This is a genomic window from Stutzerimonas stutzeri, assembly GCF_024448985.1.
In the GTDB taxonomy this organism is placed as follows: Bacteria; Pseudomonadota; Gammaproteobacteria; order Pseudomonadales; family Pseudomonadaceae; genus Stutzerimonas; species Stutzerimonas stutzeri_AP.
The window spans coordinates 68356-91614 of the sequence record NZ_JAMOII010000005.1; the positions used below are offsets into that span (position 1 = coordinate 68356).

The following is a 23259-nucleotide window of genomic DNA, read 5'->3' on the forward strand; positions in this document are numbered from 1 at the left end:
GTCGCACGCGGGGCTTTTCCCGTTTTGAATCCAGGAGATTCGCCATGCAAGACGTCGTCATCGTTGCCGCCACCCGTACCGCCATCGGCGCCTTCCAAGGCGCGCTGGCCAATATCGCCGCGCCGGATCTGGGCGCCGCCGTGATCAAGCGGCTGCTCGAACAGACCGGGCTGAATCCCGCCGAAGTCGATGAAGTGATTCTCGGCCAGGTGCTGACTGCTGGTGCCGGCCAGAACCCGGCGCGCCAGGCCTCGGTCAAAGCCGGGCTGCCGCACGAAGTGCCCTCATTCACACTGAACAAGGTCTGCGGGTCCGGCCTCAAGGCGCTACACCTGGCTACACAGGCGATCCGCTGCGGCGACGCCGAGGTGATCATCGCCGGCGGTCAGGAAAACATGAGCCTGGCGCCCTACGTGCTGCCCAAGGCCCGCACGGGCTTGCGCATGGGCCATGCCGAACTGGTCGACAGCATGATCAGCGACGGCCTGTGGGATGCCTTCAACGACTTCCACATGGGCATCACGGCGGAGAACCTGGTCGACAAGTACGGCATCAGCCGTGAAGCCCAGGACGCTTTCGCCGCGTCATCGCAGCAGAAAGCCGTCGCCGCCATTGAGGCGGGCCGCTTCGAGGACGAGATCACGCCAATCGAGATTCCCCAGCGCAAGGGCGAGCCGCTGCGCTTCAATACTGACGAGCAGCCACGTGCCGGCACCACGGCCGACGCGCTGGCCAAGCTCAGGCCAGCTTTCAAGAAAGACGGATCGGTCACTGCCGGCAACGCCTCCAGCCTCAACGACGGCGCCGCTGCGGTACTGCTGATGAGCGCGGACAAGGCCAAGGCGCTTGGCCTGCCGGTGCTGGCGCGGATCAAGGCGTACGCCAATGCGGGCGTCGACCCGGCCATCATGGGCATCGCGCCGGTTTCTGCAACACGCCGCTGCCTGGACAAAGCCGGTTGGTCGCTGGATGAGCTCGACCTGATCGAAGCCAACGAAGCCTTCGCCGCACAGGCGCTATCGGTCGGCCAGGAGCTGGGCTGGGATGCCAGCAAGGTCAATGTGAACGGTGGCGCCATCGCTTTGGGTCACCCCATTGGCGCGTCGGGCTGCCGAATCCTGGTGACGCTGCTGCACGAGATGATCCGCCGCGACGCCCAAAAGGGCCTCGCCACCCTGTGCATTGGCGGTGGTCAAGGTGTTGCGCTGGCTATCGAGCGCAACTGAACGGCTCTCGCCAGATCACATAGGAGGATTCCAAACGCGGTCCTGAGGCCCGCCTGAATACATCAATGAAACAACGGCGCGCGCCACGCACGCGCGCCGCTCATAACAAAGAAAACAACACAGGATCACAACCATGCTCGGCGCCGTTACCTCTTTGAGCGTAAAGCTCGTACAGCGATACCTACCCTCACCCTTCGTTTTCGCCATTCTTCTCAGTCTAATCGTGCTGGTCGCCAGCATGCTCGTCACCGGTCAGGGCCTGCCGGCCATGGCGAAGCACTGGGGCACAGGATTCTGGAATCTGCTCACCTTCGCCATGCAGATGGCGCTGATTCTCGTCACCGGGCACGCGCTTGCCAGCGCCCCGGCCATTCATCGCCTACTCGCAGGCCTGGCCCGCATCGCGCGTACCCCTGGCCGGGCCATCGTGCTGGTCACGTTGGTGGGCCTGGCCGGTTCCTGGATCAACTGGGGCTTCGGCCTGGTGATCGGCGCAGTCTTCGCTCGTGCGCTGGCCCGTGAGGTGAAAGGCGTCGATTACCCGCTGCTGGTGGCCGCTGCCTATTCTGGTTTCCTCATCTGGCATGGCGGCCTGTCCGGCTCGGTTCCGCTGTCACTGGCCACCGGCGGCGCGGACCTGGAGCGCATGACCGGTGGCGTGATCACTGGCGCCATCGGCGTCGGCGACACGCTGTTCACCACGCTCAACCTGACCATCATCGCACTGCTGGTTATCGGCCTGCCGATCCTCAACTGGGCGATGCATCCCAAGCAGCCGAAAGTCGCCGATCCCGCGCTGCTGCTGGAACCGGAACATCAGCCGCTGCCACGCGAGACGCTGGCTCAGCGCTTGGATGACAGCCGCGTCCTCAACCTGATTATCGTCGCGCTGGGGGCGGTGTATTTCGTTTACTACTTCGCCGAGAACGGCTTCGCCCTGACGCTCAATATCGTCATCGGCCTGTTCCTTTTCATCGGCCTGCTGCTGCACGGCTCGCCCGAGCGCTATATGCGTGCGGTGCAAGACGGTATCGGCGGGATCAGCGGCATCGTCATCCAGTTCCCCTTCTACGCGGGGATCATGGGCATGATGGTCGGCGCCAACGCCGAGGGCCTGTCGCTGGGCAAGCAGATCACCGAGTCGTTCATCGCCTCGTCGTCTGCCGACACCTTCCCGGTGCTGGCCTTCCTCAGCGCCGGCCTGGTCAATGTTTTCGTACCGTCTGGTGGCGGCCAGTGGGCCGTGCAAGGTCCGATCATGCTGCCAGCCGGCCAAGCGCTTGGCGTGACGCCGGCGGTGACGGCCATGGCCATCGCCTGGGGTGATGCCTGGACCAACATGATTCAGCCGTTCTGGGCGCTGCCAATCCTCGGCATTGTCGGCCTCGGCGCGCGCGACATCATGGGTTATTGCCTGTTGATCCTGGTGTACTCGGGCGTGGTTATTTCTGGCTGCTTCTATTTCCTGGGCTGATGGAAAAAGGGCGGGCGCTGCAATGGCTTCTGCCTCTTAATTTTTCATGCAACCTGCAGGGTCAGGGTGGGCTGAAGCGGAACACCGCCCGCCTCGACTGGACTGCTCTTGTTGCCCGGGCGGGACGAGACTGAGCGCCATCGGACCCACCCCACACTTTTGAGCACTCCGATAGCAGCAGCCTAACCATTGTTACCCGCAATAGAGCTGCCGCTTTCGTGCTCGCCACTTTTTCGATCACGTCAAAAAATGCCCTGCACAGCAGGGCGAAATGCTCGCTACGTCCTTGTAAGCATTTACTCGTCTGGTAGCGTCTACTGCTGTCAGCCATACACGGACGTATTGAATGAACGATTTCTGGAAAACAACAGCCGGCCCGATGCCTCACGTATGTCGCCCGGTGCAACCAGGCGGACCTAGTGAAGCTACACTCGCCTGCCATGCCCGGCCAGATCCTGGCGACTTCGATCAACAGGCAACTCGCCAAATAGCCCGAGGCGCGGCACCGCAGTCGGTGGCCGAACCGGGGTTTTTCATCGTGCCGCAAACCATGCCGCCAGCGAAGCTATTGACGCTACTGTTCGATGATCCTGTTCCTGCTGTGCTGGTTAAATTCAGCGCACTGAATCCATCGCTATCAAACCCGGTAAAGGCCGGCACGATGATCGTCCTGGGCGACCCAAACAACAAACAGTGCTCCTACGAAGAAGCCCAACTCATGAAGGCGGCCACCCAGATCAATACCGCACTGGAACCTTTGACAACGGACGAAGCCGATTTCATGAAGCGTCACTATGGCGAGATCTCGTCGTTCCTTTCGGAAGGATCCGCCGCGATTGGCATCGGCGAGGCGATGTTCGGCAAACACCTCGAGGGGGTAAGAAACACGCTGGCGAATATTCAGGATTTGCATCAGCGTACATTTCAACAGCACGGCCAACTTCAATCACCAGACTTCTTCGCCGAACGTAAGCGGCTGCTAACTCACCTGGATAATCACTTGAGTCCGCTGGTGAAGAAAGGTGTTGGACTCGATGATCACCCGAAAATCAAAACGGCACTCGGCATCTCCAGCCGTAGCCTGGTACACCATTGGAGCAAAGCCGGCGCCCCCGGCCAGATTCCAGGCTATGCCACTCATATTGCTGGTGTGAGCAAGGCAGCCAGGTTCATCAAATATGGCGGCTGGATTGGCACCGCCGTGGGCGGCGGTGCGTCATATATGAAAGTCCGGGACGTGTGCGCCGCAGGCAATACCGAAGCCTGTACGAAAATGAAATACACCGAGACAGGGAGTTTTACGGGTAGCGTATTAGCGGGCATAGGCGCAGGAGGGGCGTTGTCGCTAGCTGCCGGTTCCGTCTGCGTTGCGATAGGCGTCGGTACGCTTGGCGTCGGAGGTATCGCTTGCGGTGTAGTTGTCGTAGGAATGGGATCTGCGGCGGCTGGCTCACTCGGAAGTGCCGGCGGTACAAAACTGAGTGAGTTGGCATATGAGGCGACTAGATAAATGAGTGACGCAGAGAAGATTTACACCATTTTCTTTATTCCAATATTTGTTTGGATGTTCATCGCCATTGTCCTTCTGCTCCATACCGCTTATTCCCGTTTGGAGGAAATGGCCGCCCATTTACCCAATTGCAAAGCGCTTACTTTCAGATTGCCCATGAAGCATGGCGGCCCGGCGGCCCGCTTGTTCCTGCTTGGCACCATTGGTGGAATAGTTTTATTACCAAAAAGTTATTTGAAAGACGGAGGTGCCGATATCGAAGACATCAGGCGCTTCCCTCCTCATTTCAAAAAAAGGCTGAAAATTCAGTACAGCATCTGCACAGCTTCCGTACTGGCCATGATTGTGCTTTGGGCAGTAGGGAAAGTAATGGGCTGGATCGAGTAGTTGCAGCACTTCGATGGCCATCGCCTGGGGTGATGCCTGGACCAACATGATCCAGCCGTTCTGGGCGCTGCCGATCCCTCGGCATCGTCGGCCTCGGCGCGCGCGACATGATGGGCTACTGCCTGTTGATCCGGTGTACTCGGGCCTGGTGATTTCCGGGTGCTTCTATTTCCTCGGCTGATGGAAAAGGGGCAGGTGCTGCAATGGCTCCTGCCCTTCATGCTTTATGCATCCGTAGCCAGGTCATGGTGGGCTGAAGCCCACCCTAGGGTCCGAGTGTTCGTTTCAGTTCCATAGCTTTTTCTCGCCGCCTTGAGATAGACGCGTTAGAACGCGTGAATCGCTAGATAGAGCCGTTTCGCTCCAAATCCCCACGCATTTCCGTCCGTCCGCTTCCTGTTGGGACCAATTGACCGGCGCAACTTTTTCTTACAACTTTGTGTCGCAGTTAACGGATTGTGGCCAGGCGTTTATGGTCGCGAGGATGACCGATATCAGGTTGTTACCGGATTCAAGATGGATGGATCGCTCGACCAACGCGTCGAGAGTAGTCGCTGTGTAGTTACTCACTGTGCAGTCGCTGCCCTGATACGAAGGGCGGCAGTGGAGACTCAGGGAAAGGGAAAAGGACGATGCTCTTCAACTCCGCGGTATTCATCGCCGGGTTTCTACCGGTGGTGCTTCTTGGTTTCATCCTTCTTGCGGGCAGTGGTAGACAACGCCTTGCAGCCGTCTGGCTGACGCTGGCATCGCTGGTGTTTTACGGCTGGTGGAACCCGGCTTACGTGCCGCTGTTGGTCGGCAGTATGGTGGTCAACTACCTGATCGGCGGCGCCCTGTTGCGCAGGCCGTCACGCACGCTGCTGATATTGGGTGTCGCCGCCAATGTGGCGTTGCTCGGCTACTACAAATACACCGGTTTTCTGTTCGGCACGCTCGATGATGCCTTCGGCTTGGGTTGGTCGGTGGGCGACATCGTCCTGCCCTTGGCGATTTCCTTTTTCACCTTCCAGCAGATCGCTTATCTGGTCGATGCTCATGACGGCGAAGTGAGCGAGCACGACTTCGTCAATTACTGCCTGTTCATCACGTTCTTCCCGCAGCTGATCGCCGGCCCGATCACCCACCACAGTGAAATGCTAAAGCAGTTCAAGGATCGCGACACCTTTCGCCCGCGGCTGGACAACATGTCCCTGGGGTTGACGGTGTTCCTGCTCGGCTTGTTCAAGAAGGTGATCATCGCCGACCCGCTGGGCGCCAAGGCTTCGCCGATCTTCGCCATCGCTGCCGATGGCACCGTACCAGCGCTCTACGACGCCTGGTTTGGCGCACTCACTTACACGCTGCAGATCTATTTCGACTTCTCCGGTTATAGCGACATGGCCATCGGCCTCGGACTGCTGTTCGGCCTGCGCCTGCCGGTGAATTTCAACAGCCCGTTCAAGGCCCACAACCTCATCGACTACTGGTCGCGCTGGCATATGACTCTGACGCGCTTTCTCACAGCCTATATCTACAACCCCATCGTCATGCGGATCACGCGCTCGCGGATGGCCACCGGCAAGCCGCTGCCACGCCGGGGCAAGATGAGCCTTGGCACCTTTGTCGTGCTGCTCGCCTACCCCACCGTGCTGACCATGTTCATTTCCGGCGTCTGGCATGGCGCGGGCTGGCAGTTCGTGGTGTTCGGCCTGCTGCATGGCTTTTATCTGGCGGTCGCCCATGGTTTCCGGGCCTACAAGGCACGCCGAGGGCTGCCGCTCGACAGCGACAAGCTCTTGCATCACTGCGGCGCCGTGCTGCTGACCTTTCTCTGCGTGGTCGTGGCGATGGTGTTCTTCCGCGCCGAGAGCGTTTCGGCGGCGATGGCGATACTGTCGGGCATGGTCGGCTTGAGCGAACTGAGTACCAAGTTCGACAAGTCGGACTATCTCGCCGTCGCGCTGCTGCTCGCCTTCGTCTGGTTCATGCCCAACGTGCAGCAGTGGATGGCGCGCTTTCGCACCGCCCTGGATGCGCAGCCGAGCGAAAGCTGGCTGCTGCGCTGGATACCGATTGCCTCTTGGAGCCCGACACCAGTGATTGGCGTGGCCATCGGTGTGCTGGGGTTCTTCGCCCTTGCCGTGGCGTTCTCCGTCGCCCCTACTGAGTTTCTCTACTTCCAGTTCTGAGCAATCCCGTTCCAACCCTCGAAGGAGTTAATGGCTAATGGATCAGCTTCTCTGGCTAGCCGAACACCCAGACCTGAGCGCCGCGATCAGCGAGGCCAAGCGCGAACCCGACCCACTCACACGCCTCGCAGCGGCTGCGCGGCTCTCGGGGTATCGGCGGGACTTCACCCAAACCGCACGCCTGGATCGGCTGGCAACCGACGGGCTACGCGCCATGATCCGTGGCGAGGCAACGGTGTCGGGGCTGCGCCCACTGCGCATCGCCCTGCTCTCCTCACACACGGTGGATCATCTGGTGCCAGCAATCCGCGTGGCCGGGCTGCAACGGCGGCTGGCACTTTCTGTTCACGTCGCGCCTTATGGCATGTACCGCCAGGCGCTGCTGATGGACGATCCGGAACTGGCCGACTTTGCCCCGCAGCTGATCATCCTGGCGCTGGACGCCCGTGACGCGCCGCTGCAGCTGCCGCTGGAGGCTTCGCAAGCGGAAGTCGATGCAGCGGTGGCCGAACGCATCGAAGAACTGCGGCTGCTCTGGCGCCGCGCCCGTGAGCGCCATGCCGCCCAGGTGGTGCAGCAAACCATCGTGCCGGCCGACCCGCCGATCTTCGGCTCGTTCGAGGCATTGGTGCCTGCCGCGCCCTATGCCGTGATCGATCGACTGAATGCGGCCATCCGCACCGCTGCCCGCGAAGACGGCGTGCTGCTGATGGATCTCGCCTGGGAAGCGGCGCGTGGCAGCTACGGCGACGGCCTGGCCGAACCGCTGCGCTGGCACCAGGCCAAGCAACTGGTCAGCCCGAACCTGGCACCTTTATATGGTGATCAACTGGCACGCATCGCCGCCGCAAGCCTCGGCCTGTCGCGCAAATGCCTGGTGCTGGATCTGGACAACACGCTATGGGGCGGCGTGATCGGTGATGATGGGGTCGACGGGATTCATCTCGGCCAAGGCTCGGCCAGCGGTGAAGCATTCCTCGCTTTTCAGCGCTACGCGGCGCTGCTGGCCCGCCGCGGCGTCATCCTCGCGGTGTGCAGCAAGAACGATCCGAGCGTCGCCGAAGCGGCGTTCGAGCATCCGGAAATGGCGCTCAAACGCAGCGATATTGCCGCCTTCGTCGCGAATTGGGACGACAAGGCAGGCAACCTGCGCCGCATCGCCTCAATGCTGGATATCGGTCTGGACAGCCTGGTCTTCGTCGATGACAACCCGGCCGAGCGCGACATCGTGCGCCGTGAGCTACCCGAAGTCGCTGTCCCGGAGTTGCCCGAGGATGTAGCCGACTATCCAGCGCGTGTCGCGGCGGCCGGCTACTTCGAGGCGGTTTCCTTTACCTCGGACGATGCCAGCCGTGGTCGCAACTATGCATTGAATGCCGAGCGCAAAGCGGCCTTGAGCCAGGCCACCGACATGGAAGGCTACTTGCGCGGCCTGGAGATGGTGCTGACCGCGACGCCGATCGGCGCCGCCGAGCTCGCCCGCAGCACGCAACTAATCAACAAGACCAACCAGTTCAACCTCACCACGCGCCGCTACGGCGAAGCGGAAGTCGACCGCATTGCCAGCGATCCACGCTCGGTGGCGCTGGCGATCCGCTTGGCCGACAAGTTCGGCGACAACGGCCTGATCAGCGTCGTGCTGGCCAGACCGGATGCGGCGATCGCCGACGATGAGTTGCTGATCGACAGCTGGCTGATGAGCTGTCGCGTACTGGGTCGGCAGGTCGAAGAAGCCGTGCTCGAGGTGCTCGCCAGGGCGGCCAGCGCCGCGGGCTATGACGCATTGATCGGCGAATACCGTCCTACCGAACGCAACGGCATGGTCGCCGAACACTTTCCCCGGCTGGGCTTCGTCCAACATCCGGCCCCGGCGGACGCCGCCAGCGAGGCCACTTTCTGGCGCTACGAACTCACATCCACCCGCACGCCCCGCCACTTCATCGAGGTAAAGGCATGACCGAAGCAGAGGTAATAAAAGCACTCACCCCGGTTTTTCACGACGTCTTCGACGACGACAGCATCGCCCTTTCGCCGGAATTGACCGCCAACGACATCGAGGGCTGGGACAGTCAGACCCACGTCATGCTCACGGTCGCGGCTGAACAGCGCTTCGGCATCAAGTTCCGCACGGCGGAGCTGGAGTCGCTGCGCAACGTCGGACACTTCGCCCAGGTCATCAGCACCAAGCTTGAAGGAAAATAGGCTATGTCCCATACCGCAGACATTCCCCGGGACGGTAGCACCGCAGCCAGCACGGCCAGCGCACCGGGACAGGTGAGTTCGCGGTATCTGCTGTCGCTGTTCGCCGGCCTGTTCGGTGCCCTGACGCTGTTCTGCCTGAGCCTGCTGGGCCTGGACAGAACCGGCAACCTGCCACCGCCGGCGTTCTCCAACAACCTGTGCATTGACGAGAAACTCAGCTTTCTGCGGAACAACCCGATTCGTTCACCCAATCTGCTGATCATCGGCTCATCGGTGGCCTGGCGGCATGTGGACGGCAATGTCCTGACCACGGCGCTGCCGGAAACACGCCCCATGAACGGTGCCTTCTGCGGCCTGTTTGCCAACCAATCGGTTTATGTCGGGCACTGGCTGCTCGATCGTGAGCCGAGTATCCGCAGCGTGGTGATGATCGCCGATCCGCAGGATTTCGCCGGCTGCTGGAAAGTGCCAACGGCAGTGTTCGACCGTGCGCACGTCGACCCTTACGTTTATGGAGGCGCATCGCACTGGGGCTACTACATGCGATATTTCGCGCCCAAATCCCTCGTGCGTAATGCGCTGACCGTCAAGGCGCAGCGCGCCGGCCAGATCGAATGGGACCCGCTGGTGTTCAATCACTTCGGCGATGGGCCGTTGGTCACCCGCAACACCCGTCATCTGATGTATGGCCGCCCGGATGCGCTAGACGACAACTGCTTCGATGCGCTGCGCGAGATGAGCGCACGGCTGCAACGCGAAGACCGCAGCTTGATGGTCGTCTCCACCCCGCTGCACCCGCAGTGGAAAGCACAATTTGACCCGGACGGCACTTTCCTTGCCGACTTCGATATACGCATCGCCGAAGCGCTGGGTTCCACTGGCACCTACTGGAACGCCGACAAGGACTGGAGTACGCCGGTGACCTCCTTCGTCGATGCGGTGCATCTGCGCTGGTCCGCTGCGCAGACCTTTACCGAGGCGCTGGCTGAGCAGATACGCCGAGCCGGGATGACGCCGTAGGCCGAACTCGTTTGGCCATCACTACTCCGCAGCCGAATGAATTCGGCCCTACGGGAAACGGAGCACGCCCCGCCGGATCGGATATCGCCGTAGGGCCGAACTTGTTCGGCCACCGCAACTCGCCCTGATCCCGACCAGAAAGCATTCGCCGCGAGGGCGCACCGTTGATGCTTCGTGGTAGGCCCCCCTCGGTGCGAAGCTTTTAAAGGGCTCGGATCATGACGAGCCCTTTGGCCTTAACGCGACGCGGGCATCACCCGACCGCGACACTCGCCAAAGCCGATCGAGGCGAACCCATCCCGACGGCAACGAGCCTTCAGAATGATCTCGTCGCCGTCCTCAAGGAAGGTGCGCGTCTCGCCGCTAGGCAGTTCCAGCGCCTGTTTGCCGCCCTGGGTGATCTCCAGCAGGCTGCCAAGGCTGTCGGCGCTCGCGCCGGACAGGGTGCCAGAGCCGAACAGGTCGCCCGGTTGCAGGCTGCAGCCGTTGACGCTGTGGTGCGCGACCATCTGCGCGACGGTCCAGTACATGTTCGTCGTGCTGCTCACTGCGATTCGTTGTGCCGGCAGGCCCTGTTCGCGCATGGCCGCGGTCAGCAGCAGGACTTCCAGTTCAATATCCAGCGCGCCCTGCTGCTGATCCTGTTCGTCGTACAAATACGGCAGCGGTCGCGGATCGCCTTCGGGGCGCGACGGCTGGGCGCAGCGGAACGGCTCCAGTGCTTCGGGCGTAACCACCCAGGGCGACACGCTGGTGGCGAAACTTTTCGACAGAAATGGGCCCAGCGGCTGGTATTCCCAGGCCTGCAGATCGCGCGCGGACCAGTCGTTCAGCAGGCAGAAGCCCGCGACATGGCTGCCCGCCTCACCAATGGCAATCGCCTCGCCGCGCGCGTTGCCTTCGCCGATCCAGATACCCAGCTCCAGCTCATAATCCAGCCGCTTGCTAGGACCGAAGCTCGGCTCGCTGGCGCCCGGCGGCAGGGTCTGGCCGTTGGGACGCTTCACCGTCGCGCCTGAGACGTCGATGGTCGACGCGCGGCCGTGATAACCGATGGGCACGTACTTGTAGTTGGGCAGCAGCGGATTGTCCGGACGGAACAGCTTGCCGACGTTGTTGGCGTGGTGGATGCCGACGTAGAAATCCGTGTAGTCGCCCACTTTGGCCGGCAGGTGCATCTGGCAGCGAGTCATCGGCTGCAGCAGCGATTCACCCATGTTTTGCAAACGCTCGCGTTGTGCGCTGCCTTCACTGAGCAGGTCGTGCAACGCCCCGCGCAATACCTTGCGGGCTGACGCACCGAGTGCAAAAAAAGCATTGAGGCTGCCATCGCTGGCCGCTTTCGCCACGTCCAGCGCCTGGCCGTCGAACAGACCGGCGTCGCAGGCAGCGCCCAGATCAAGGATGAAATCACCGATGGCGACGCCACCACGTGGCTCGCCGCCGTCACGGCTGAACACGCCCAGCGGCAGGTTGGCGAGGGGGAAGTCCGAATGGCCGTTGGCCGACTCGACCCAGCTGCGAAGTTCTGTTTGTGCGGTCATGTCATCTCTCATTCTTGTCGAAGGTCTTGGCCAGGCCGGCCCAGCAGCTGTCGTAGTCGCTCTGCAGCTGCGGGCTTTCCAGCGCCTGGCGTGTTGGACGAAGCACCTGGCCGGTCTCGAACATGAAGGCCATGGTGTTCTCGATCTTGTGCGGTTTGAGTTCGGCCTTGATCGCCTGTTCAGTCGAAATCTGATCCGGCCCGTGCGCGCTCATGCAGTTGTGCAGCGAGGCGCCGCCAGGCGAGAAACCATCGGCCTTGGCATCGTAGGCACCGTCGATCAGGCCCATGAATTCGTTCATCAGGTTGCGGTGGAACCACGGCGGACGGAAGGTGTTGTCCGCCACCATCCAGCGCGGCGGGAAGATCACGAAGTCGATATTGGCCATGCCGTGGATGGCACTTGGCGAGGTCAGCACCGTGAAGATCGACGGGTCGGGATGGTCGAAGCTGACCGTGCCGATGGTGTTGAAACGGCGCAGGTCGTATTTGTAAGGCACGTTGTTGCCATGCCAGGCGACCACGTCCAGCGGTGAGTGATCCAGCTCGGTCGACCAGAGCTCGCCGAGGAATTTCTGCACCAGCTGCACCGGCTCGTCGCGTTCCTCGAAATGCGCGACCGGCGCGAGAAAGTCGCGCGGATTGGCCAGGCCATTGCTGCCGATCGGCCCGAGGTCCGGCAGACGCAACGCGCAGCCGTGATTCTCGCAAACGTAGCCGCGTGCGGTCGCTTCCAGCAGCTCGACACGGAAGCGCATCCCGCGCGGGATCACCGCGATCTCCAGCGGCGCGACATCCAGCACGCCAAGCTCGGTGACCAACTTTAGCGCGCCCTGCTGCGGCACGATCAGCAGCTCGCCGTCGGCATCGAAGAACACCCGTTCCATCGACTGGTTCGCCGCGTAGCGGTAGATGCTCGCCCCAGCCGGCTGGCCAGGTTCGGCATTGGCCGCAACGCACATCAGCCCATCAAGAAAATCCGTCGCGGTCTCGGGGAACGGTTCGGGACTCCAACGCAGCCGATTGGGCGTGACCGGCCCCAGCTCGCTGCCGAGTTGCCTGTCCAGACGCTGGTATTGGCCGTGATTGGCAGAAGGACGGATGCGGTATAGCCAGGTCCGCCGCGCTTCACTGCGCGGCACGGTGAATGCGGTGCCTGAGAACAGTTCGGTATAGAGCCCGTACGGCACGTTCTGCGGCGAGTTCTGACCGACCGGCAGCGCACCGGGCAAGGCCTCGCTGCTGAACTCGTTGCCGAAGCCGGACAGGTATCGAGAGGTTTCTTGTTGTGGTTGCATAGCCGTCTCTCATTTAGCGTAATGCGTTTACGCAAAAAGTAATTTGAAGTCGACAAGGCGTCAAGCTATAAACAGCGCCTTCTCCAGGCTGGCAATGAAAGGACAGTCGCATTCATGGCAGACAGCAACGCGGATACGGCGCCCCGCCGACAGAAAGTGCAGGCCGCAGAGGTGGGCACGGACATTCTTACGGCGCTGGCCGAACTGGCCCCGGCGACGTCGTTGTCGCGCCTGGCCGAGCATGTCGGCATGCCCGCCAGCAAGGTCCATCGTTACCTACAGGCCTTGATAGCCAGCGGCTTCGCCGAACAAGACCCGCTGACTAACCACTACGGGCTGGGTCGCGCCGCCCTGTTCGTCGGCCTGGCGGCGCTGGGTCGGCTGGACGTGGTCAAGCTGGCAACGCCACACCTGGCGCAACTGCGTGACGAACTCAACGAAACCTGCTTTCTCGCCGTATGGGGTAACCGTGGCCCGGCCGTCGTGCATGTCGAGCAGGCGGTGCGGGCCGTCACGCTGGTGACGCAGGTGGGTTCCGTGCTGCCGTTGCTGGGTTCGTCCACCGGGCTGGTGTTCAACGCCTTCATGCCGAACGCGGAAACTGCCGAGCTGCGCGAAGAGGAACTGCAACGGCCGTCGGCGCCCTCCTCCGCAGCGCTGGCCGCGACCATGAAAGAACTGCAGCGCACTCACATTCAACACGTGCACGGTCTGCTGATGGCCGGCGTTAATGCACTCTCTGCGCCGCTATTCAATGGCAATCAGCAATTGGCGGGCGTCATCACGATCGTCGGCGCCGAGCCCGGTTTCATGGCCGATGTGGATGGCGAAGCCGCGCACCGATTGCTGAAAGTGGCCCGTGCGATCAGTGAGCGGATGGGGGCTTCGTTTCAATGAGGGTGTCTGGCTACAGATAAGCCCTTCAGGACATTGGGTGCTCGGCCAAGGCTCGACGGAAAGCCTGTGCTACCGGTCCGAGAGGCTCGTCCAGACGGTGCGCCAGATAGGCCTCATACGTCACTTGGCTGTTTCGTCCGAGGTCCGAAATGCCCAGGCGCACCAGTCGGCCCGAAGCGAGGTCATCCTGCACCTGCCACGCTGGCAGCCGGCCCCAGCCGAGCCCTGATCGTATCAGCTCGAATTTCGCTTCTTGTGTGTTTACCCGGCAGGTATATGGTGAGAGGACGCCGAACGTTCGGTCTCCCGACAATGGCGACGGGTCGGCCAGCACGATTTGCTGATGGTCGGCGAGATCCGGCAACCCGAGCGGCGCCCCGTCAGCTGATTTGGTAGCGAGCGGGTGATCGCGATGCACTACGGCAATCTGCGCCACCGAGCCGATCGCTTCCAGGGCAATCCTGGGGTTGCGGAAATCCTCTCCCACAATGACGGCGAGCGTGCAGCGCTTCTCATCTAGTGCCGCAAGCGGCCCGCCTAGCGGCAAGGACTCCAGGCTGAAGGTGATCGCAGGATAGCCCTCACGCACCCTGGTCATCGCCGCCGCCACCGTAGCGATTGGGAACAGCGTGTCGACCACCAGCGACAATTCGGATTCAACCCCCTCACCGAGCGAGCGGGCACGCGCCCGCATGGCATCCGCTCTGAGAAGAAGGTCGCGCGCATTAGCTAGCAAAGCCTGCCCCTCTGGCGTCAGCACGGGCCGATAGCCGGTGCGGTCGAACAGTTGCAGGCCCAGCTCGCCCTCCAAGTTGGCGATCGCATGGCTGACTGCCGATTGCACGCGCAGCAAACGCGCGGCGCCAGAACGGAAGCTGCCACTGTCGACCACAGTAACGAAGGTGCGAATCTGATCCAGCGTCAACCCGTTCAGCATGATCTTCTCCGTAGATCAAGATGTTCGTTTTTTTATCACTCTTGCAGCGCATTGGGAATGGATAGGCTTATCCCAGTCCACAACGCTAGCAGGTGACGACATGACGAAAGTACTGGTGCTCTATTACTCCTCCTATGGCCATATCGAAACGCTCGCCCATGCGGTCGCCGAAGGTGCTCGGCAGGCTGGCGCATCGGCGGTAATCAAACGCGTCCCTGAGCTGGTGCCCGAACATGTCACTGAACGGGCCGGCTACAAGCTGAACCAGCCTGCCGATGTGGCGACCGTGTCGGAGCTGCCGGATTACGACGCCATTGTGATCGGTACGCCCACGCGCTTCGGCAACATGGCATCGCAGATGAAGAACTTTCTCGATCAATGCGGCGGGTTGTGGTTCGAGGACAAACTGGTCGGCAAAGCCGGTAGCGCGTTCACTTCGACGGGGAGTCAGCACGGCGGTCAGGAAAGCACGCTCCTGGCGACGCACACAGTGCTGCTCCATCTGGGCATGGTCGTGGTTGGACTGCCTTACAGCTTCAAAGGGCAACTGCGGATGGACGCGATTACCGGAGGCACGCCATACGGTGCTTCGACACTCGCTGACGACGGCAACGGTGGCAATCGTCAACCGAGCAACAACGAGCTGGACGGGGCTCGTTTCCAGGGATGGCATGTCGCCCGAGTTGCAGCGGCGCTCGCGGCGTCCCCCATTGGAGTGCCGCAGTGAGCGCCGAGGCGTCCACCAGGGCAAACGTCTGGCTGATTCTGGGTTGTGGCGTCGTGGCGGCCTTGCATGTAGGCAAGGCCGCCATCGCGACGCCAATGCTTCAGGCGGACCTGCATCTGACCCTCGGCGAGGCCGTCTGGCTTACCGGCATATTCGCTGTGCTGGGATTGTTTGGCGGAGCGCCGGCCGGTGCCTTAGTGATGGCTGCCGGTGATCGAAGAATGTTGCTGCTGGGGCTGGGGGTGATGACCCTCGCAGGCGCGACTGGTGCGATCGCACCTTCGTATTCCATTCTGCTGGCCTCCCGGCTTTTGGAGGGACTTGGTTTTCTCTTGATCACGGTGGCCGGGCCGGCAATCTTGCAGCGTCTCACGACCGGTTCGCAGCGTGATATGGCGTTTTCGCTATGGAGCTGTTTCATGCCTTGCGGGATGGCGATCGCGATGCTGGCCGGGCCTTTGTTCCACTCGTGGCAGTCATTTTGGTGGGCGAGCGCGGGGCTCGCAGCGGCTACGGCGGTGATAGTGGTTTGTTGCGTGCCACGCGGGGCAACTTCCGGTAGCCAACCGCTGCGAGGCATGGTGATGGGCATCCGCCGCTTGCTGTCCTCCAGCGGCACGTCTTCGTTGGCACTCTGTTTCGCGCTCTACAGCCTGATGTTCTTCGCATTGTTCAGCTTTTTGCCGGTCCTGCTGATGGAGCGCATGGGTGTCTCCCACCACAGCGCCGGGCTGTTGGCCGCACTGGCAAGCGCCATCAACGCCAGCGGTAATCTTGCGGCCGGTTATCTAATGGCGCGTGGGGTCGGCCGCGCTTCACTCATCGTCTGTGCCAGTAGCGTCATGGGGGTAGCCGGGCTCGGCATATTTCTCGGCATCTTTTCGGCACTTCCGACGTTCCTGTTGTGCATGGTTTTTTCCGCGGTTGGCGGGCTGATTCCCGCGACGTTGCTGGCCTCCGCGCCACTGCTTTCCCCTAACGCGGCGCTCGTGCCGATAGCCGTCGGCTTAATCATGCAGGGGAGCAATCTCGGGCAATTGCTTGGCCCGGTGGCCGTAGGTAGCGTCACCGCGAGATTCGGTTGGGGCGCGGCCGGCGTGGTGGTGGTGGTATCGGCGATAGCGGCCTGTGCAATCGCGTGCGTTCTGCGTTCGGCCTTCCAACGCAGCGAGTCATTTAGACGAAGGCTGACAAATCATGATAACTGAGGGGTCAGAGCTCGCTTCGCCACTCAACCGACTTCGGTTGTTGCTTGATCATGCTTATCTGACCATCGATTTCCAGGGCATCAGACCAGTCGAGGTGGCCAACCGCACCCGCTCCGTCAGTCGCTTCTCCGAAACAGCTATGCTCGTCATCGGAACGACAACGCTCGGTCCAGCAGACATGGATGACAAACCGGGAGACGGCATGAAACAACTCAGACAACGAGCCATCGACGGCCTTGCAGTGGGTGACGAGTTCGTCGTGACCCGAACGTTTACATCTGAGGAGATTCGGCAGTTCGCTCACCTGTCACGGGACTACAACCCGGTCCATCTCGATGTGCCCTACGCCCGTTTGCACAATTTCAGGGCTCCGGTTTCCCATGGGTTACTGACCGCCAGCCTGCTGACCGAAATCGGCGGGCAAATCGGTTGGCTGGCCTCCGGCATGACGTTCCGCTTCAAGCGGCCTGTCTATGCTGACGAAGCCCTCTCCTGCCGCTGGACCATCACCGAAATCGACGAACGCGGTCGTGCCAGGGCGCAGGTAACCATCACCAATCCTGATGACGTAGTTGTCCTCGAGGCGGAAACCACCGGCGTCATACCGGGCGATGCGGAACGGACTCGCCTCGCCGCAATGGTTGCCGAGGGCGACTCAACCAATGGCGTGATCGATCGCTTAAGGCCCCCGTCGGGTCCGTGATATTTGTCCAAACCGCTCATCGAGGTTGATGGCTTTTGCCATTGTTGCAGGCCCCCTGGCAGCGCCAATATCCAGGGACCAATAACAAGAAACCCAGGAGCCAGACATGCGCGACTACGCCACTGCGGCCAGCGAGTTCGATTACGACCAAACGGTCGCCGCGATTCTTTCTGGTGATCTCTCGGCCATGAATGCCTGTGTCGAGTGCTGCGACCGCCACGCAGACTCGGACAAGGTAGCCCTCGTCTGGGAAGGCCGCGATGGCCAGCGCGCCACCTGGACCTTCGCGCAGCTCAAGGAAGCCGCCGCCCGCTTCGCCAATCTGCTGGACAGCCACGGTATCAAGCCGGGCGATACCGTCGCGGGTCTGCTGCCGCGTACGCCGGAGTTGCTGATCACCATTCTTGGTACCTGGCGCGTCGGCGCCGTCTACCAGCCGCTATTCACTGCCTTCGGCCCTAAAGCGGTCGAACATCGAATCAAGGAATCCGGCGCAAAAATGGTGGTCACCGACGCGGTCAATAGCGAGAAGCTGGACGCCATCGAAGCGGCGCCGCGCCGGCTTGTCGTGGGCGACGGCGCCGATGACTTCTGGACCCAGGTAAATCGTCAGCCGACCGAGTTCGAACCGGTGCTGCTGGACGCCGATGCGCCCTTTCTCGCGATGTTCACCTCCGGCACCACGGGACCTGCGAAGCAGCTGCATGTACCGCTGAAGGCCATCGTGGCATTCGTCACCTACATGCGGGATGCGGTCGACCTTCGGCCTGAAGACAACTTCTGGAACATCGCTGATCCAGGCTGGGCGTACGGCCTTTACTACGCCGTCACGGGCCCGCTCGCCATGGGCCACAGCACGCTGTTCTATGAAGGCGGGTTCACCGTAGACAGCACGTGCCGCGTGGTCCGCGAATATGGCATCACCAACTTGGCCGGCTCCCCTACTGCATTCCGCTTGCTACTGGCAGCCCGCAACGAGGTGGAAACGCAAATCAAGGGCTGTCTGCGTGCCGTGAGCAGTGCCGGCGAACCGCTCACGCCGGAGGTCATCCGCTGGTTCAGCAGCGGCCTCGGTTGCACCATCCATGATCACTATGGCCAGACCGAACTCGGCATGGTGTTGTGCAATCACCATGCATTGAGTCACCCGGTCAGGATCGGAACGGCGGGCTACGCCATGCCCGGACACCGCGTCGTGGTATTGGACGACCAGGGCCGGGAACTGGAGCCAGGCACGCCCGGCATGCTGGCGCTGGACCGTCGCCGCTCGCCGTTGCTCTGGTTCTCAGGCTATGTGGGCACTAAAACCAAAGCCTTCGTCGGCGATTACTACCTGAGCGGCGACACCGTTGAGTTGAATGCCGACGGCAGCATCAGTTTCGTGGGTCGTGCCGATGACGTGATCACCACATCCGGCTACCGCGTCGGCCCCTTCGATGTGGAGAGCGCCCTGGTCGAGCATTCGGCGGTGATCGAGGCGGCGGTCATCGGCAAACCCGATCCGGAGCGCACCGAACTGGTAAAGGCATTCGTGGTGCTGCATGCCGGCCACGAGGGCGACGCCGCGTTGGCCGAACAGCTGCAGCAACACGTACGTCAACGTCTGTCCGCCCACGCCTACCCGCGCGAGATCGAGTTCGTCAGCGAACTGCCTAAAACCCCGAGCGGCAAGATCCAGCGATTCCTGCTGCGTGATCGGGAAAAGTCCGTACAGCCATCGCCAGCGGTAACCAGCTGAAGCCGAAGTTGGGAGCAGACGCTGGCCATCGTGACGTGACGGGTTGCTAGATGCTCCCCTTCCGCAGCATCTCCAGCTGTATGGCAATAGGCGTCTCACTCGCCCCGTAGGCGTAAAGCCCGGCATGGCCGCATCGGGCGAGCAGCACTTGTAGCAAGGAACATGCATGAACGTTTCGACCGAAGATCGCTACCTGCCGACCGAACACGGTGAAGTGTTCACCCGCCGTTGGCGGACAAGCCACTCGCGCAAGACACCCATCGTCTTGCTGCACGACTCGCTCGGTTGCGTTGAGCTGTGGCGCGACTTTCCCGAGCGGCTCGCGGCGGCCACCGCACGCGACGTCATCGCCTACGACCGCCTGGGCTTTGGCCGTTCTGCGCCGCATCCGGGTGGCTGGTCGAACCGCTTCATTCGCGACGAGGCCGAGCGTTTTTTCCCACCGGTATGGCAGGCGCTGGACATCGAGCACTTCATCGTCTTCGGCCACAGCGTGGGCGGCGCCATGGCGGCCAGCATCGCGGCGCGCTACCCGCAACAATGCCGCGCCTTGATCACCGAGTCGGCCCAAGCCTTCGTCGAGGCGCGGACGTTGAATGGCATCCGCCAGGCCCAAGCGGCCTTTGCCGAACCCGGCCAGCTGGAACGGCTAGGTAAATATCACGGCGACAAGGCCGCATGGGTGCTCTCGGCCTGGATCGACACCTGGCTGTCCGAGACCTATGCCGGCTGGACACTGGAAGAAATAGCGCCGGGCATCGCCTGCCCGATGCTGGCCATTCATGGTCTCGAAGACGAATACGGCTCCGAAACGCACCCTCAACGCATCGTCGAGCTAGGCCGCGGCCCCGCGCAGAAATTGCTGCTCGATAATTGCCATCACGTCCCGCACCGCGAGCAGCCGGAAGTTGTCGTCGAGGCGGTTGTTCGGTTTCTTCAAGCTGAATGAAAAAAGGCCCGCCAATGGCGGGCAAGCCCCTTCGCATGTAAGGACGGTCCACCGGCTCCAGTCGGGCAGGAGACTCATCAACCAACGCGGCAATAAATCTCGCAGTCGTTTAGCAGAATTTGCACAAGCACCAATACTGATCATTCGCAAGGTGCACGAACGAGCGGCGCATCATCGGTGCCGACGGGAACTCTTCGCAAGATTCCGAACCTTTGACTCAGAGGAGAAGCAGCATGGACCGATTCACTGGCGGTTGCCTTTGCGGGGATGTCCGAATCGTGGCGTCGGGGCGCCCGTACCGGGTCGGCCTTTGCCACTGTCTCGATTGCCGCAAGCATCACGGCGCGGTCTTCTTTGCTGCTGCAGTGTTCCCTCAGGATGCGGTGATGATCGAAGGCGAAACACGCGATTACGCTGGGCGGTTTTTCTGCCCTCGCTGCGGCTCGTCCGTTTTCGCGCGTACCGCGGACGAAATCGAGGTGAACCTTGGATCCCTGGATGCCCCTGACCAACTGATGCCCACCTACGAGAGCTGGACGGTCCGCCGCGAGTCCTGGTTGCCGTTGTTTCCTCTCACCAGACGGTATGAGCACGACCGTGACGCCACGGGCCGCTTTGAGGACTAGGTGGCCTCCGGCAAACCCCACCGTCTTCGGAGACGTACCTTGTGATAGTCATCAAGGAGTCGCTCCAGCGTGGCCCCGGTCGCTGCTGTGAAAATGCCCATCACGTAACCGCGGGCACAACCACCGGCGCACGCTTGCGTTGGTCAGCCCTTTTGCCAAGCTCCCAGCCCAGATACCCCCACAGCAGCGCACAGAGCGCGCCGATCAACGCAACCAGGCCCACACCCTGACCGAGCATGTCCAATGCACTTTTGGCCCAACCACTGATGGCGTCGCCGGCGCGATAGATGACGGTGTCGATGACGTTCTTCGCCTTGTACTTGCTCTCGGCGTCGAGCGGCGCGAAGAGCATTTCCCGCCCCGGACGAACGAATGCGTACTCACCGATGCGGCGCACGATCATCAGCGCCACGAGCAAGCCAAAGCTGGGCGCGAGCGCGAGCCCGATGAAACCTGCACAGACGAGTAGCGGTACCAGCGCTAGCAGCACGCCCACCCCTAGCCGCTGGGCGACACGCCCGGTGATGAACAACTGAGACAGCAGTGCGCCTGCCTGGACCACCAGATCGATGGTGCCGAATACGCGAACCTGCGCCTCGCGGTTCGGAAAGTGCTCGGCCACCAGACGCGCCTGCTCGAAGTAGAGAAAAGTGGTGACGGTGGCCAACAGCACCACGAAGCCTGCGATGCCGAGCAGATAGGGCGATTTCATTACGGCGGTCAGCCCGCTGAACGGGTTTCCGCGCAAGGGCCGGCGCGTGCTTTCGGTAGGTACCGCACCGCGGCGGCCAGCGCCGCCCTCCTCCCGCCAGCGCATCAGCACACGCTTGAGCACCATGGCAATGCCGAGCAGCACGGCTGCTAGCAGCATCAGCCCGGACTCGCCCAACGGCCCGATCAGCAAGGCGCTGAGAGCCGGTCCAGCCAGCCCGCCGACACTGGCGCCGGCGGCAATGAAGGCGAACAGGCGCTTGGCTTGATCGCCGTCGAATACATCGGCCATCAGGCTCCAGGCCACCGACACCACGAACAGGTTGTAAACCGATATCCACACGTAGAAGACGCGAGCCATCCAGGGGCTTTCCGCCTGCATGCCAAACAGCACCGCGAAGACCAGCAGGTTCACGCAGAAGAAGCCGTACACCCAGTCGATGAAGTGCAAACGTGGCACGTGAGAGCTCAGCCAGGCGAACAGCGGCACGGCCGCCAGCATGACGAAAAAGGTGGCAGTGAACAGCCATTGCAGATTCTCCACCCCGGCCGAGATACCCATGGACTCGCGAATCGGGCGCAGCATGAAGTAACCCGCGAACAGACAGACGAACAGCAGGAAGCCATGTAGCGCAGGGCGCAGTTCGTGATTTTCGGCATTGAGAATGACGCTTAAACGGTGCATCAAAGAGGACGCGTTCATGGGCGCTCCTGAAAGTTCGGTGGTAGCAGGCACGGAGCATCCCCGTGCCCGCGGCGTTCAGGGATAGATCACGCCAGTGAGTCGCTCCGATACCTGCCACAGCTCGGCCGCATCGGAGTCGGCTGCCGCCTGGGGCATCCGGGCGAAACCCAGCGGTCCGCGCTTCTCGTCCTCGCCAGTAGGCCCGTAATAACCGCCACCGAGCGCATCAGGGGCTGTAGCGGCATACAACGTCGACAGGGCGCCCTGCGCGGCGGAGTGGTACTCGTCGCGGTCTTGCGCCCATTGCTTGCCGAATTCGCTGTTCAGCCCAGGGCCGCGTGCGATCAGCTCGGTGACGGCGACGCCTGGGTGCGCGGCGATGCTGCGGATGCCCCAGCCGGCGGCATCGCTGCGCCGCTGTAGTTCGAGAGCCCACGTGAGCACGGCCAGCTTGGACTGCGCGTAGGTGGCGTAAGGGTTGTAGTCCCGTTCGGCCTGCAGATCAGCGAAGTTCAGGCGGCCCCGCGCGCTGGCGATGCTCGACAGGCTAACCACTCGCGGGTCCTCGCTTTCGCGCAGCATGGGTAACAGCAAGCCAGTAAGGGCGAAATGCCCGAGATAGTTTGTCGCCAGCTGCAGCTCATAACCGTCAGCGGACGTGCCGCGAGTCGGCGGGGCCATGATGGCGGCGTTGTTGATCAGCACGTCGAGCCGCGAGAGTCGTGTCTGCAAGCGGCTAGCCAGGCTGCGTACGGACGCCAGATCAGCCAGATCCACGGCTTCGAACTGCACGCGGGCATCGGGTACCGCCTGCTGGATGCTCGCGATCGCTTCCTGGCCACGCTCGGGGTTGCGCGCGGCGATGATCACTTCGGCGCCAGCGCGTGAAAGCGCCAGCGCATCCTCATAACCCATACCGCTGGTACCGCCCGTGATCAGAACGATGCGGCCCTGCTGGCTGGGGATATCGCTGGCCGACCAGTCGGGCTTTGGCGCGGCACGGTTCGTGGCCTCTGCGGCAAGAGCCCCTGCCAACGCGACGCCTGCGATCAACGCGCGGGCCATCTGTAAAACACGGTAAGGCCTGCTCGCCTTGTTCGTCGAATGGGTAGATAGGTTCCACATAGCTAAATCCTCTTCTCGTCTTTGGATGTCCGGTGCGTCCGGACGAGAAGGGATTATTGGTGTACGGATATCCGAGGATAAGCCGGATATTCATGGATGCCCCGTACGGTCTGGCGTACAGT

Annotated in this window: 20 protein-coding genes and 1 pseudogene; 16 read left to right on the forward strand and 5 right to left on the reverse strand. The window is 62.0% G+C overall.

Going from position 1 to position 23259, the window contains the following annotated elements; genetic code table 11:
- Positions 1–44: 44 nt before the first annotated feature.
- The 9 genes and pseudogenes from NA647_RS08875 (at position 45) to NA647_RS08915 (ending at position 9990) form a co-directional block, all read left to right on the forward strand.
- The gene (locus tag NA647_RS08875; protein WP_256057352.1) at positions 45–1226 is read left to right on the forward strand and encodes an acetyl-CoA C-acetyltransferase; all 1182 of its coding nucleotides are present in this window, start codon (positions 45–47) and stop codon (positions 1224–1226) included.
- A gap of 133 nt (positions 1227–1359) precedes the next feature.
- Positions 1360–2700, forward strand: coding sequence for a short-chain fatty acid transporter (locus NA647_RS08880; protein ID WP_256057353.1), 1341 nt, complete (start codon positions 1360–1362; stop codon positions 2698–2700).
- Between the two features lie 346 nt (positions 2701–3046).
- Positions 3047–4210, forward strand: coding sequence for a hypothetical protein (locus tag NA647_RS08885; protein WP_256057354.1), 1164 nt, complete (start codon positions 3047–3049; stop codon positions 4208–4210).
- Entirely contained in the window at positions 4211–4597 is a 387-nt protein-coding gene (locus tag NA647_RS08890) for a hypothetical protein (protein ID WP_256057355.1), read from the forward strand. It begins immediately after the preceding gene.
- Between the two features lie 7 nt (positions 4598–4604).
- Positions 4605–4778: pseudogene (locus NA647_RS08895) on the forward strand (TIGR00366 family protein); the annotation flags it as partial.
- 451 nt (positions 4779–5229) lie between these two features.
- Positions 5230–6768, forward strand: a complete 1539-nt coding sequence (locus NA647_RS08900; protein WP_256057356.1) for an MBOAT family O-acyltransferase — start codon at positions 5230–5232, stop codon at positions 6766–6768.
- A 37-nt stretch (positions 6769–6805) separates the two neighbouring features.
- The gene (locus NA647_RS08905; RefSeq protein ID WP_256057357.1) at positions 6806–8725 is read left to right on the forward strand and encodes an HAD-IIIC family phosphatase; all 1920 of its coding nucleotides are present in this window, start codon (positions 6806–6808) and stop codon (positions 8723–8725) included.
- Positions 8722–8970, forward strand: coding sequence for an acyl carrier protein (locus tag NA647_RS08910; RefSeq protein ID WP_256057358.1), 249 nt, complete (start codon positions 8722–8724; stop codon positions 8968–8970). Before NA647_RS08905 ends, NA647_RS08910 begins: the two co-directional genes overlap by 4 nt.
- Before the next feature lie 3 nt (positions 8971–8973).
- The gene (locus NA647_RS08915) at positions 8974–9990 is read left to right on the forward strand and encodes a hypothetical protein (protein ID WP_256057359.1); all 1017 of its coding nucleotides are present in this window, start codon (positions 8974–8976) and stop codon (positions 9988–9990) included.
- 236 nt (positions 9991–10226) lie between these two features.
- Here the strand turns inward: NA647_RS08915 and fahA are convergent, their stop codons facing one another.
- Together fahA and hmgA are read right to left on the reverse strand one after the other, a co-directional pair.
- Positions 10227–11534, reverse strand: a complete 1308-nt coding sequence (gene fahA, locus NA647_RS08920) for a fumarylacetoacetase (protein ID WP_256057360.1) — start codon at positions 11532–11534, stop codon at positions 10227–10229.
- A 1-nt stretch (position 11535) separates the two neighbouring features.
- Positions 11536–12831 carry a homogentisate 1,2-dioxygenase gene (gene hmgA / locus NA647_RS08925; RefSeq protein ID WP_256057361.1) on the reverse strand — a complete coding sequence of 432 codons (1296 nt, stop codon included), beginning with the start codon at positions 12829–12831 and terminating at the stop codon, positions 11536–11538.
- 114 nt (positions 12832–12945) lie between these two features.
- Between hmgA and NA647_RS08930 the strand changes: the two genes are divergently transcribed.
- Positions 12946–13728: an IclR family transcriptional regulator gene (locus NA647_RS08930; RefSeq protein ID WP_256057362.1), complete on the forward strand. Its 783-nt coding sequence runs from the start codon at positions 12946–12948 to the stop codon at positions 13726–13728.
- A 25-nt stretch (positions 13729–13753) separates the two neighbouring features.
- On the opposite strand, the gene NA647_RS08935 is transcribed toward NA647_RS08930, so the two are convergent.
- On the reverse strand, positions 13754–14665 hold the full coding sequence (locus NA647_RS08935; RefSeq protein ID WP_256057363.1) for a LysR family transcriptional regulator: 912 nt from the start codon (positions 14663–14665) through the stop codon (positions 13754–13756).
- A gap of 100 nt (positions 14666–14765) precedes the next feature.
- Between NA647_RS08935 and wrbA the strand changes: the two genes are divergently transcribed.
- The 6 genes from wrbA to NA647_RS08965 all read left to right on the forward strand — a co-directional run bounded on the left by wrbA (position 14766) and on the right by NA647_RS08965 (position 20616).
- Positions 14766–15392 carry an NAD(P)H:quinone oxidoreductase gene (wrbA, locus tag NA647_RS08940; RefSeq protein ID WP_256057365.1) on the forward strand — a complete coding sequence of 209 codons (627 nt, stop codon included), beginning with the start codon at positions 14766–14768 and terminating at the stop codon, positions 15390–15392.
- Positions 15389–16600: an MFS transporter gene (locus tag NA647_RS08945; RefSeq protein WP_256057366.1), complete on the forward strand. Its 1212-nt coding sequence runs from the start codon at positions 15389–15391 to the stop codon at positions 16598–16600. Before wrbA ends, NA647_RS08945 begins: the two co-directional genes overlap by 4 nt.
- 202 nt (positions 16601–16802) lie before the next feature.
- Positions 16803–17303, forward strand: a complete 501-nt coding sequence (locus NA647_RS08950; protein ID WP_256057367.1) for a MaoC family dehydratase — start codon at positions 16803–16805, stop codon at positions 17301–17303.
- A 106-nt stretch (positions 17304–17409) separates the two neighbouring features.
- Positions 17410–19041: an acyl-CoA synthetase gene (locus tag NA647_RS08955; RefSeq protein ID WP_256057368.1), complete on the forward strand. Its 1632-nt coding sequence runs from the start codon at positions 17410–17412 to the stop codon at positions 19039–19041.
- Positions 19042–19207: 166 nt separating this feature from the next.
- Complete coding sequence (locus NA647_RS08960) at positions 19208–19990, forward strand: alpha/beta fold hydrolase (RefSeq protein WP_256057369.1); 783 nt, start codon at positions 19208–19210, stop codon at positions 19988–19990.
- A gap of 233 nt (positions 19991–20223) precedes the next feature.
- A complete protein-coding gene (locus tag NA647_RS08965; protein WP_256057370.1) occupies positions 20224–20616 on the forward strand; it encodes a GFA family protein in 393 nt (130 codons plus the stop codon).
- A 100-nt stretch (positions 20617–20716) separates the two neighbouring features.
- Here NA647_RS08965 and NA647_RS08970 read toward each other — a convergent pair whose 3' ends face one another.
- Positions 20717–22030 (reverse strand): NTP/NDP exchange transporter, encoded by a 1314-nt coding sequence (locus tag NA647_RS08970; RefSeq protein WP_256057371.1) that lies wholly within the window; start codon positions 22028–22030, stop codon positions 20717–20719.
- Positions 22031–22087: 57 nt separating this feature from the next.
- Positions 22088–23137, reverse strand: a complete 1050-nt coding sequence (locus NA647_RS08975) for an oxidoreductase (protein WP_256057372.1) — start codon at positions 23135–23137, stop codon at positions 22088–22090.
- Positions 23138–23259 lie beyond the last annotated feature (122 nt).

Excerpts from the sequence above, each read along its gene's own strand:
- NA647_RS08875 (WP_256057352.1), top strand. The coding sequence starts at position 45 with ATGCAAGACGTCGTCATCGTTGCCGCCACCCGTACCGCCATCGGCGCC.
- NA647_RS08880 (WP_256057353.1), top strand. The coding sequence starts at position 1,360 with ATGCTCGGCGCCGTTACCTCTTTGAGCGTAAAGCTCGTACAGCGATAC.
- NA647_RS08885 (WP_256057354.1), top strand. The coding sequence starts at position 3,047 with ATGAACGATTTCTGGAAAACAACAGCCGGCCCGATGCCTCACGTATGT.
- NA647_RS08890 (WP_256057355.1), top strand. The coding sequence starts at position 4,211 with ATGAGTGACGCAGAGAAGATTTACACCATTTTCTTTATTCCAATATTT.
- NA647_RS08900 (WP_256057356.1), top strand. The coding sequence starts at position 5,230 with ATGCTCTTCAACTCCGCGGTATTCATCGCCGGGTTTCTACCGGTGGTG.
- NA647_RS08905 (WP_256057357.1), top strand. The coding sequence starts at position 6,806 with ATGGATCAGCTTCTCTGGCTAGCCGAACACCCAGACCTGAGCGCCGCG.
- NA647_RS08910 (WP_256057358.1), top strand. The coding sequence starts at position 8,722 with ATGACCGAAGCAGAGGTAATAAAAGCACTCACCCCGGTTTTTCACGAC.
- NA647_RS08915 (WP_256057359.1), top strand. The coding sequence starts at position 8,974 with ATGTCCCATACCGCAGACATTCCCCGGGACGGTAGCACCGCAGCCAGC.
- fahA (WP_256057360.1), bottom strand. The coding sequence starts at position 11,534 with ATGACCGCACAAACAGAACTTCGCAGCTGGGTCGAGTCGGCCAACGGC.
- hmgA (WP_256057361.1), bottom strand. The coding sequence starts at position 12,831 with ATGCAACCACAACAAGAAACCTCTCGATACCTGTCCGGCTTCGGCAAC.
- NA647_RS08930 (WP_256057362.1), top strand. The coding sequence starts at position 12,946 with ATGGCAGACAGCAACGCGGATACGGCGCCCCGCCGACAGAAAGTGCAG.
- NA647_RS08935 (WP_256057363.1), bottom strand. The coding sequence starts at position 14,665 with ATGCTGAACGGGTTGACGCTGGATCAGATTCGCACCTTCGTTACTGTG.
- wrbA (WP_256057365.1), top strand. The coding sequence starts at position 14,766 with ATGACGAAAGTACTGGTGCTCTATTACTCCTCCTATGGCCATATCGAA.
- NA647_RS08950 (WP_256057367.1), top strand. The coding sequence starts at position 16,803 with ATGAAACAACTCAGACAACGAGCCATCGACGGCCTTGCAGTGGGTGAC.
- NA647_RS08955 (WP_256057368.1), top strand. The coding sequence starts at position 17,410 with ATGCGCGACTACGCCACTGCGGCCAGCGAGTTCGATTACGACCAAACG.
- NA647_RS08960 (WP_256057369.1), top strand. The coding sequence starts at position 19,208 with ATGAACGTTTCGACCGAAGATCGCTACCTGCCGACCGAACACGGTGAA.
- NA647_RS08965 (WP_256057370.1), top strand. The coding sequence starts at position 20,224 with ATGGACCGATTCACTGGCGGTTGCCTTTGCGGGGATGTCCGAATCGTG.
- NA647_RS08970 (WP_256057371.1), bottom strand. The coding sequence starts at position 22,030 with ATGAACGCGTCCTCTTTGATGCACCGTTTAAGCGTCATTCTCAATGCC.
- NA647_RS08975 (WP_256057372.1), bottom strand. The coding sequence starts at position 23,137 with ATGTGGAACCTATCTACCCATTCGACGAACAAGGCGAGCAGGCCTTAC.